The following is a 10,909-nucleotide window of genomic DNA, read 5'->3' as shown; positions in this document are numbered from 1 at the left end:
TATGACAATGCGGTAGCGGAAGCGACATTTAAAACAATTAAAACGGAATTTGTAAAAGGCCAACGTTTCAACTCAACGGCTGAGTTACAACGCGCTTTTTCGGCTTATGCCTATTGGTATAATCATAAACGATTACATTCTTCGTTAGGCTACTTGCCTCCCATTGAATTTAAAAAACACTTACCCCTTAATTTTTTTGTTTGAAAATGTGTTGCCATTCCAACTCGGCATTATGGAGTGGTGCTGGTTATAAGGAGGTTAATCGATTTCGTGTAGGATTTATAGCCGAGTCATTTCGACCTATCACTGGTTTCAAAGGGATTAAGTTTGACTTAATAGGTTCAGGGAATGAACAGTCAAAATACCGTTGTAGACTTGATGCTAGCAATATCAATAATTGGGTAACTTTATCAGGAAACGGAAGGGAAAGGTTGTCAGGTTGTTTATAATAGTCGTCTTAAACCGAAGACTCCATTAACCATTAATATGGAGTACACAGAAGATAACGGTAACAGTTGGAAAAATATTGGTAAAGTGACTCTTCCGATACCTAAAAAATGGGCAATTCTTATTGATCATAATAAGGATGATACAAGTAAAGGTTTTGTTACATGGACAGGTGGTAGCTACCCGGCGTTTGATGAATGTCGTAAAATTATTGATGGTCATGCAATACCAGCAACAACACGAGAACAAGTTAATGATTTTTCTGACGAGGGAAAATCTTGGCGACAAAAATATATGTATAGAAGGAATGAATTAATTAATTCACTTGATGCTGATTTACCAGAAGGTACTGCTACACTTCCTACACCAAGGACATATAGACCTTCCCGTGATTTAGGTACATTTCTAGGAGAATGGGGAGGCGTCTACCGATATCATAACGGTGGGTCTTTTATTTGGACATCTGAAATGTATCGAGCCGATAAGCCTTTTGCTGTTGATGGATCGCCTCTAAAAAGTTGGATTATTGGTGATCAATATATCCTCGATAATGGACAGTCCTCTCAAACATTTTGTCGAGGTGAAAATTTACCATAAAAACTTTATAAATCAAATCGATGTTTAAAATAGGATTATTGCTCTGTTTGTTTTATAGCCATTCATTAATTGATGATTATCTTATTGGTTTATGTGTGTCACTCCAAGATTTGAGGATGTTCAGACGTATTAATAATATTTCATTGTTCACAACCCACAGGGTAGTCTGTGTAGCACCTTAAAAGATAGTGAGTAATGAGTAGTATAGTGTTATAAAATAATTACTAAAACCGTAATGGGCAACTAATGTTGTTGTCTATTACGAGTATTTGAAAATGATTATGCTTTTTATAAAGCCTTTTTCTTATAGATATTAAATCTATTTCTTTATTTTTTCCACAACCAGATTAATTAGCGCAAGTCTTATAAAGCTTAACATAAAAGTTATTTTTTACTTCAACGTCGCATTTTATTTTGATCATATTAGTCTTGGATATTTATCAGTCGTTATGGGTTAAATAAATGCTATCAAATTTAAAAGTCATTTTTAAATTGATAGCTAACTAATAAATGGGAAAACGGTTTTTAATGATCAACTGGACTATGACATTATTGAGTTGAGGGATACAAAAATTTCTGGGTATCTCTATTACATGCTAAAGGTTATCTATAAGGGTGTTATGTCTATCTTTTGATTTCCAGAGATGGTGTCGGTATGTGACCCTCTTAAAAGCGTAGGCGTTAGATTAGAAATTATTCCTATTTTTTCACCGTTACCATTATGGTCATTGTGGCGAAGCATGAATATGCATATACAAGTCCTACATTAAGTTTTGTGTATAGCGAATATTGATTTACCTATATTCTCAAAAATAACCCTAGACCCGATGCTCAGAATCATTACAATATATGCCATCAATTATATAGCAACTGATATGGTTTGCTATTTTTAAACAAAATTAACGGATGATGTTTTATGGCGCAATATGTTTATACCATGAATCGCGTAGGGAAGATTGTTCCCCCTAAACGCTATATTTTAAAAGATATTTCTTTAAGTTTTTTTCCGGGTGCAAAAATTGGTGTACTCGGTTTAAATGGAGCGGGTAAATCCACTTTACTACGAATTATGGCGGGTGTTGATACCGAAATTGAAGGCGAAGCACGCCCACAACCTGATATTAAAATTGGTTATTTACCCCAAGAACCGAAATTAGATCCTAAACAAACTGTGCGTGAAGCCATTGAGCAAGCGGTTAGTGAGGCTAAACAAGCATTGGCTCGATTAGATGAAGTATATGCCGCTTATGCTGATCCTGACGCCGATTTTGACAAATTAGCCAAAGAACAAGCGGAGCTTGAAGCCATTATTCAATCGCAAGATGCTCACAATCTGGATAACCAGTTAGAGCGAGCCGCTGACGCACTACGTTTGCCAGATTGGGATGCGAAAATTGAAAATTTATCAGGTGGTGAACGCCGTCGAGTAGCAATTTGTCAATTATTACTTGAAAAGCCTGATATGTTATTAATGGATGAACCGACCAACCACTTAGATGCCGAATCGGTAGCATGGTTAGAACGATTCTTACATGACTACGAAGGTACGGTTGTTGCAGTAACTCACGATCGCTACTTCCTAGACAACGTTGCAGGTTGGATTTTAGAACTTGACCGTGGTGAAGGCATTCCATGGGAAGGCAACTACTCATCTTGGCTTGAACAAAAAGATCAGCGCCTAGCGCAAGAAGCCTCGACCGAATCGGCACGTCGTAAATCGATCGAAAAAGAACTCGAGTGGGTACGACAAAATCCGAAAGGGCGCCAAGCAAAAAGCAAAGCCCGCCTAGCTCGCTTTGAAGAACTCAACAGTAACGATTACCAAAAACGTAACGAAACTAACGAGCTCTTTATTCCAGCTGGACAGCGTTTAGGCGATAAAGTGATTGAAGTAAGCAATCTAACTAAATCGTATGGTGATCGTGTGCTGATTGATAACTTATCTTTTAGTATTCCTAAAGGGGCAATTGTTGGCATTATTGGTCCAAATGGAGCAGGGAAATCAACCCTATTTAGAATGCTATCAGGCAAAGAACAACCTGATTCAGGCACGATTACTTTGGGTGAAACAGTGCAACTTGCATCAGTTGATCAGTTCCGTGACAGTATGGACGACAAAAAAACAGTTTGGGACGAAATTTCAAACGGTCAAGATATTATGCGTATTGGTAATTTTGAAATACCAAGTCGTGCTTATGTTGGTCGTTTTAACTTTAAAGGTGTTGATCAGCAAAAGCGTGTAGGTGAACTTTCAGGTGGTGAACGTGGGCGTGTACATTTAGCTAAATTATTGCAAGTGGGTGGTAATGTATTACTACTCGATGAACCAACCAATGATTTAGATGTTGAAACGTTACGTGCGCTTGAAAACGCATTATTAGAGTTTCCGGGTTGTGCTTTAGTGATATCACATGACCGTTGGTTCTTAGATCGTATTGCGACCCATATTTTGGATTATCAAGACGAAGGACATGTGGAATTCTTTGAAGGTAACTTTACCGAATACGAAGAATGGAAAAAGCGCACATTGGGTGCTGAAGCATTAGAGCCTAAACGTGCTAAATATAAACGAATCTCCAAATAGAATTAATTTTTATTTTATTCCGCCGATTTATATTGGCGGAATTGTTTTATCTTCTTGATAGCGATTTTAAATATTTTTCAAAATGTAATTATCTAAACTAACCCTTTAGATGAACTAATAATTCTCGAAAAAGTATCCATTAGCAAACGCGGTATAGCGTTTATACCACGTGATTTTGCATCATCACAAATGGCAATCGCAAGATCAGGTTTTGAACTTTTATGAATTGCTTTTTGAATAATTTGATGTACAGGCAGATCAATATGCTGTGTTGTATTATAAGCGGCAAGTTTATAGACATGACTAAAACCATGTTTAAATAAAAAGTTTTCAATGTCTCGCGCAGGTAAAACCGTTAAGTAATCATTAGGATTTTTATCTTCACCACATAACGATTTTACCGTATCGGCATATTTTTTACCCGCCATATCCCCATCGGTAATTACATACCAATGAATTCCCATTTTATTGGCATATTTTATAAGCGGTTTTAAACCACACTGAGCAAACTCAATAAGCTGAACTCCCTCTGAACTCAGATGATAACCACTTTGTTCTGCTAGTTCACGTAACAACCACACTTCGGTTTCGCCCTCGACTAACAACCAACATCGTGCAAATAAGGCATTTGATCGGCGATAAAGAATATGAAACGCAATACGACGATTATCACTAACGCTTAATAAATAAGGTTCAATGTATTTGGCAATAATTTTATCTGGCAGACGAATTAAACGATAAAGGTGTTCTAATGAAAATAACGATACCAGATCACTTGAGTTAGACGTGATAATTTTTTGTGTAGGGAAGTTTTTTAGTAAGCGAAATGCAACGGATAAAATGATTGGATGTAACAAACTTTCAGGCTCTTCTAAAATTAAAATAGGCATTGAACTTTGTGAAAGTGAATAATTCCCTTTAGCATCAATAATAGAGCCGAAAACTCCTAAAAATACCGTTCGTAAATAATCATTATCAAGATTATCCAATACATCATTAATTTGTTCCAAAACATTCCAATCTTCTGCTCTTGGTGTACTTTTGGCATTTTTTTGTTTGTAATGATTGCGGTGTGCTTGATCGACAAAATAATACTCTAATAATGAGCGTGCGGCTTGTAGGCCTCGAGCTAATTCATCTTGGGTTAATTCGGCTGAATGGGCTTTTAGTTGGTTTGAAAGTTGGCTAATGTAGTGTTCGGATAATGGTTCGTTAGTAACAGTTAATTGCTCTGGATTAATTGCGTTTTTAAGTGTCATTACTGGATTTAGTTTGATTAATGTTGCAATTAATAATTTTTCGTTTTCTATATTAAAAGGATTGCCTTGTGCATTGAGCAATTTATGTTGTGTTATAATTTGGTTATTTTGTTTATTGGCAGAAATTTGATAAGTGATACGATGCAGATTATCTTGGTGTGATTGATACGAAACCGAGCGTAATGGTTGATAATCTTGATTATTTAATTCATGTAAGTGTGATTGGCAATAAGTGATTTTAATAATAATATTATCGCCATAACATTGGTATTGATCATGATAAAAATCGGAATCGACAAATTGGTAAAATGTGTTATCTAGTGATAACAATTGCAAAGCGCTGATTAAACTTGACCGCCCCCAACGATTTTCACCCATTAGTACGCTAGAACTTGCATTTAATTTTAAAGATAGTTGACTAATACCTTTAAATCCGGAAATATCAATTTGTTCAATAAACATAGCGTATCCTTATTGTTAAAGATGATACTTTTCTGTCCTTTTACGAATTCGTTCAACTTTTTGATGCGTACTAGTAATTAACTTAGCTTCATTACGCAAAATCGTTTTTAAAGGTTGATTAAAATACACTTTCAAAAAACGCCAAATATCACGATCAGTTAGCCCAATATTCATGGCTGAAAAATAAAGCCCAATTAAATCTTTATCACGCCAACGAACAGGAACGGTTTTACGGATTTGAGCTCGGTGTAAATCAATCACCGATAATTTTATTTGCTGATGATTTTCAAAAAGCAGAATATCAAGCAAAAAGTGACACAAATAACAATCACGATGATTAACCCCAGCGGCATGCATTCGAGCCACCATTTTTGCCAAATAAATAACTAAAGAACGCTTTATATGATAGCTAGGTGGGTTAGTTAACCATGGCTTAGTAAAATCTTCTAAACTCACAGTCGGGTTAAGATCTTTGGTCACAATAAATGAATGACGAGTCAGCGGATTTAGCCCCTTACGACCAAATGCTCGCCCATCCATCGTACTAACGCCAACTTGCTCCAAACGCTCAATCGCATTCCATTCCTGCTTAGCATCCAAAACAGGCAAACGTAACGAAATAAGATTTTTAACAATCTCTTTCACTGTGGTGCCTCGATGAATTTTAATAAAATATGATTCGCCACCAAGCTCAAAATTCAACGTCTTACGTTGCTTAACCGCTCGATAGACTTTGCCTGATATTAACTCAACTTCTGCAAAGGGATCTTTATCAGCCCATAACTGCTCAAAAGGCGATTTTAACTTAATTTCATTCATGATTATCACAACCTAAAATAATCTCTGTGGCACGCTGTGCTAAATGGTATAAATCAGCGGTTTTACCATAATGTATTGCGTTTTGATGCCATGTTAATAACTGATCGTGATTTGTTATAGCATTTTGCAAGGCCTCATTTAGCGCCGATTGTACAAAAGGCTCATCAAGCACAACACCAGCATTGGCATCATCAATATGATAAGCATAGCCCGAAATGCTTGACACAATCACCGGCACCCCAGCGGCTAACCCTTCAATAAGCACCATACCGGCTGCTTCTTGCCTTGCAGGGTGCAATAGCAAATCTGCCGCAAATAAAAAGTCAGGGATATCATTACGCCCTGCAAAAAAACGGACTTGATACTCAATGCCGAGTTGCTTAGCCAGTTTTTGATAAGCTTCGGGATTATCTTGCCCCACCACTAAAAAAGTCACTTTTTGCTTCAAATCGCAAGGTAGTGCGGCAATGGCGGTTAAAGAACGATCCACTCCCTTACGCTTAAAATCTGATCCAATTTGCACAATAACAAAATTGTGCTCATCAATTTGGTTGGCTTGCCTAAATTGCTTACCTTTAGCCGTTGATTGGGAATGATATTGACGATCTTGCGCAATACCGGGTGGCAATAGGTAAAAGCGTGATCGATCAGTATGGTAATAGCGCTCAAAGTCACTAATTTGCTGTTTTGTTAGTACCATAACTTTAGTGTGGCTTTGTTGATTAAATACTGCATCTTCAAAAGCTAAATAGTGCTTACAGCGTTTTGACCATTTATATAAAAAGCCCTTGTGTGACACCTTTTCGGCATAACAAGTATCACCCGCAAAATAAACATCCAAATCAGGCATTTTATTAAAGCCAACCACACAATCAACAGGATTTGCTTGTAAATGAGCTTTCACCCAACGGTAATAAGATTGATTACGGCTATGGTTGGATAAGCCCTTTTTAGGTACCCAAATAATGTCAAACCCACAAGGTACATCGCCTTGCCAATCCATGACATAAACACGAACATTATGTCCTCGATTTTGACAAGCTTTAGCTATTTGCAAAAAATCACGTTGCAAACCACCAAAAGGAAAATATTTATAAATACAAAAAGCCAGTTGCATGCAGATTGTCTCAAGTTTGAAAGGAGTATTATATACTTAGTATTTATTTGGGTGCAAAGTTTGATTTTTATAAAACCAAATTTGCTAGAAAGTTTTGCTCATTGTGACAGTTGATTAAGCATACTGTCATTTGTAAAAATAATTCAAGAGTCTATACCATTATAGTTTTGTTTTATTCTTAGTGTGGGTGCGTTGCGCTATTGATAATCTCCCAAGCTATAATAATTTTAAATAAAATTGTTAACACCATTGAAAACGTAAAAAGAATGACCAAAAACAATAAAGAATAGCAAGGGACAAATAGATATATCTTATTTTTCTATTTTTGATAAAAAATAAACTCAAAATTAAGGGAATGGTAAGGATAAGAAAAACGTCCTCACTATTTCTTCCACCTAATGGTAACGTGCAAAAGTTGTCTGGATCATCTGTAAAAATCATCCATTCATATTTATCGGTTGAAAATAAATTAATAATTATTAATAAAAGGACAAAGTAGATAAATGAAAGAATGCCCTTTTTCATAATCATTAAATCCACTTATGATTTAAAAAAGTAACTATCACCAATAGCACTACCTTGAGCACCAAACTGGCGTAAATTGTGATCAACGGCATTCATCGATTGCCAATGGTTTTCACACCAATCAGGGGCGAGTAAAGTTGGTTTTCTGGCATTAGCTGATATGCGATGATACAAAATATTTGCTGGAGTTTGGCGAATGATATCACCAGCAATATCGACATATTCAGCTAATGACAATACAGCAATCCGCCCAGCTCGCCAAGATTTTGCCATAATACTGCCTTCAACAATATGTAAAGGATGCAGTTTCAAACCATCCACGCCACTTTCAAGTACACGCTCAAGAGTTATAAAATTATCCTGTTTGGTTTCTTTGGGTAAACCAATAATTAAGTGAGTACAGACCTTAATGCCAAGCTTGCGTGCCTTTTGTACGGTTTGATAATAATCATCAAAAGTATGCCCTCGATTAATATCGTGTAAGGTTTTGTTATGAGCAGTTTGTAAACCAAGTTCTAACCAAACTTCATAGCCATTGGATTGATAATGCGCAAGCAAATCAAGCGCTTCATCAGGAACACAATCAGGGCGAGTACCAACACAAAGCCCAACAATCTCCGCACTATTCAGGGCTTCTTCATACATATTTTTTAGAATTTCAACTTCGGCGTAGGTGCTGGTATAAGCCTGAAAATAAGCAAGGTATCGTTTAGATTTTTTCATTTGTTGGGCTTGCGAAGTTAATTGCTCAGAAATTGATTTAACCTGAATAGATTCATCAATGATTGAGGCAACATTACAAAAAGTACAACCACCTTGACCAATAGTGCCATCTCGATTGGGACAGCTAAAGCCACCATGTAAAGTAAGTTTATAGATCTTTTCGCCATAGCGACGTTGTAAATCGGAACCAAATGTATTAACGACTAAATGAAGTTGCATTATAAACCAAATAAAATTTTAATTATTTTATCAATATGTCTTGTAAGCCATATCCTATCCATAATACTACATTTCAACAATATATAAATATTTTTTATAACTCAAAAAAAGATTGAAATTGAGCGCTGATTAAGTAAGGATAATTAGTGTTGTTTTTTTATACTGTAGTGTACGACAACGTTTAAGGTTTGTTGCGATTAATAACTAGGAGTTAACATGTAACTCACCAATAAATATGCTGAAGGTTATTCTGGTAAACGTTATTATAGTGGTTGTGAATATGTTGATGTTGTTGAAAAATTGACAATTGATCGTGCTAAATGTTTCTTTAAATTTATTTACATTTCTTTACAAAAAATTCCGCCAAAAAACTAGCCAACTATTTCTTAAGCGGCTATACTTTAATCGCTTTAGAAAGATAAGCTTATTAAATAAGCGGATAATTATAAAAAAATCGAAATAAAACAAAATATCACTTGACAGGAGGAGCAAAATGTAGTACCATTTTAGGCACAAGCAAACCTATGTCTCAAATTTATCAAATAATCCTATTCGACGAGTTTTTACACGAAACTCATTTATATCATCGCAATTATCACTCGAATTATCATCGAAATTATTCACAAAACTATCTTTAAAAATCCCATTGGCATTAGTGCCGTTGTTGTTATTGCCGTACTCCTTAGAATCGCAGGCATTATCAGCCACAACTTCTGAGCGCATTCACGGTACTGCGCCTTATTTAACCTTTGATGGCGGTGTTACTAAAGTGACTAAAACAGAGGATTTATTAGGTATTAAGTTATCAGATGGTCGAACATTTACATCGCAAAATAATTCTTCATCACCGACAGCGCCAATCAAGTTACCGAATATAGGGGATACTTTGGCTGATATTGAAATGATAGTCCCGCCATCAAGCGACTCAATAAATATAAATGATTTAGTGACCCAAGGTAAATGGGGAGATGATGATGGTGATGGACAGGGTGTAAACGGTGTTGTAGCATCGGGAAGTATATCGGTATTATTTACGGATAAAGATGGTAGTGCCGTTAGTCGTGGTGATGCATTAGATATATGTAAAGCACCTTATAAGGTAACTTTAAGTAGTACTGAAGGGAATTTAGCTACGCAGTATGGTGAGCCAAGAAGTAGTACTTTTAGTGGAGGAACAGCGGAGTATTATATCACTTTACCGTCACCGCCCGTTATTTGTGCGGTCAGGCCGAATTTGTTGTTGGGTGGAACAACTGGCTTGGGTTGGGACGACCAAATCTACGCAGGTCCTGCTAACATATGGGATCCAGCTAAGGGTTTTTTAGTTCAGTCAACAAGTCCATCATCTTACGACAGAAATTTTCCTACTACAGGTTCAGATGGCTTGTATTTTGATTTGGATATAGGTGGGCTTGATGCAAGCCTGTTGGGTTGGACAGTTACCACACGTGGTGATATAACGGCAACGGTGAATTGGAGGTTGCCAGTCTCAGACCAAAATAATTCTGACATTGATAGATGGATTAGGGATAAATCAAAATATGTAACAAGGGTAACGTTGCATGGTCCTAAAGCTGATAGTGCTCAAATAAGTTCAAGTCTTCCAAGTTCACTAGCACGTCCATCTTTTCCACAGACCTTTGAGTTAGTCGGTAGGGATAGAAGTGGTAATGAAGTGAAGTATGGATTTGTCTTAAAGCAGTGGTTCGTTAATCGTGGTGCTCAAAAAACTAACGTTTCTAATCAAACAGCATGGTGTAATAGTTTGGGTTATCGAATGCCTAGGGTAAGTGATTTAACCAATGCGGTCAGAAGAGCTAGTCTTCCTATTTCAGGCGCAGCACCTAGTTCATCAGGTAATTATTACCAGCGTCACATAGGTGCTGGATTTTTCACGGAGTGGGGCAGCATGTACAACTACGCTGATGCGGGCTTCGTCGACGACCTCTACTGGACAAGCGACGCGGCAGGTAGCAATCAGTTTGCTATCACCTCGGGCGACGGCGGCGTCCTCGACGGCAGCGCCAGCTACAGCAATTACGCTGTTTGCACCGCACTTTAGCTTTTAGCGTTTAATTCTTAATCCTTAGGCGCGGGGGGGGGACGGTGCTTGAGAGGATAATATAGACAAGAATAAAGCCCCCGCGTAAGTTGGGG

The 10,909-nt window shown here is 37.0% G+C and carries 10 protein-coding genes and 1 pseudogene; 6 read left to right on the top strand and 5 right to left on the bottom strand.

Features of this window, described 5'->3' with window-relative positions; all coding sequences use genetic code 11:
- From A9G38_RS08305 to ettA, 4 genes are all read left to right on the top strand, one after another.
- On the top strand, nucleotides 1-204 hold a 204-nt coding region (locus tag A9G38_RS08305), incomplete at its 5' end, for an IS3 family transposase (protein WP_141671775.1).
- A complete protein-coding gene (locus A9G38_RS12065; RefSeq protein ID WP_176713251.1) occupies nucleotides 201-449 on the top strand; it encodes a hypothetical protein in 249 nt (82 codons plus the stop codon). The genes A9G38_RS08305 and A9G38_RS12065, both read left to right, overlap by 4 nt.
- 37 nt (nucleotides 450-486) lie before the next feature.
- Complete coding sequence (locus A9G38_RS08300; protein ID WP_034915192.1) at nucleotides 487-1,044, top strand: hypothetical protein; 558 nt, start codon at nucleotides 487-489, stop codon at nucleotides 1,042-1,044.
- Nucleotides 1,045-1,960: 916 nt separating this feature from the next.
- Nucleotides 1,961-3,628, top strand: a complete 1,668-nt coding sequence (gene ettA / locus A9G38_RS08295) for an energy-dependent translational throttle protein EttA (protein ID WP_034915195.1) — start codon at nucleotides 1,961-1,963, stop codon at nucleotides 3,626-3,628.
- A gap of 92 nt (nucleotides 3,629-3,720) precedes the next feature.
- Here ettA and A9G38_RS08290 read toward each other — a convergent pair whose 3' ends face one another.
- The 5 genes from A9G38_RS08290 to A9G38_RS08275 all read right to left on the bottom strand — a co-directional run bounded on the left by A9G38_RS08290 (nucleotide 3,721) and on the right by A9G38_RS08275 (nucleotide 8,752).
- Nucleotides 3,721-5,349, bottom strand: a complete 1,629-nt coding sequence (locus A9G38_RS08290) for a DUF2813 domain-containing protein (protein ID WP_034915198.1) — start codon at nucleotides 5,347-5,349, stop codon at nucleotides 3,721-3,723.
- Nucleotides 5,350-5,364: 15 nt separating this feature from the next.
- On the bottom strand, nucleotides 5,365-6,168 hold the full coding sequence (rfaP, locus tag A9G38_RS08285) for a lipopolysaccharide core heptose(I) kinase RfaP (RefSeq protein WP_034915201.1): 804 nt from the start codon (nucleotides 6,166-6,168) through the stop codon (nucleotides 5,365-5,367).
- Nucleotides 6,161-7,285 (bottom strand): glycosyltransferase family 4 protein, encoded by a 1,125-nt coding sequence (locus A9G38_RS08280; protein ID WP_034915205.1) that lies wholly within the window; start codon nucleotides 7,283-7,285, stop codon nucleotides 6,161-6,163. Before A9G38_RS08280 ends, rfaP begins: the two co-directional genes overlap by 8 nt.
- Before the next feature lie 240 nt (nucleotides 7,286-7,525).
- A complete protein-coding gene (locus A9G38_RS12895) occupies nucleotides 7,526-7,810 on the bottom strand; it encodes a DUF2645 family protein (protein WP_162162668.1) in 285 nt (94 codons plus the stop codon).
- 15 nt (nucleotides 7,811-7,825) lie between these two features.
- A complete protein-coding gene (locus A9G38_RS08275) occupies nucleotides 7,826-8,752 on the bottom strand; it encodes a TIGR01212 family radical SAM protein (protein ID WP_034915208.1) in 927 nt (308 codons plus the stop codon).
- 222 nt (nucleotides 8,753-8,974) lie between these two features.
- On the opposite strand from A9G38_RS08275, the pseudogene glyA reads away from it, so the two are divergent.
- Nucleotides 8,975-9,106 (top strand): annotated as a pseudogene (gene glyA / locus A9G38_RS11765) (serine hydroxymethyltransferase); the annotation flags it as partial.
- A 292-nt stretch (nucleotides 9,107-9,398) separates the two neighbouring features.
- Complete coding sequence (locus tag A9G38_RS08265) at nucleotides 9,399-10,814, top strand: hypothetical protein (RefSeq protein WP_141671773.1); 1,416 nt, start codon at nucleotides 9,399-9,401, stop codon at nucleotides 10,812-10,814.
- Nucleotides 10,815-10,909: the final 95 nt, after the last annotated feature.

The organism is Gilliamella sp. Imp1-1 (assembly GCF_001690415.1).
GTDB classification, from domain to species: Bacteria; Pseudomonadota; Gammaproteobacteria; order Enterobacterales; family Orbaceae; genus Gilliamella; species Gilliamella bombi.
The sequence above is the reverse complement of the archived record's forward strand: the minus strand, read 5'-3'. Positions and strand labels throughout refer to the sequence as shown.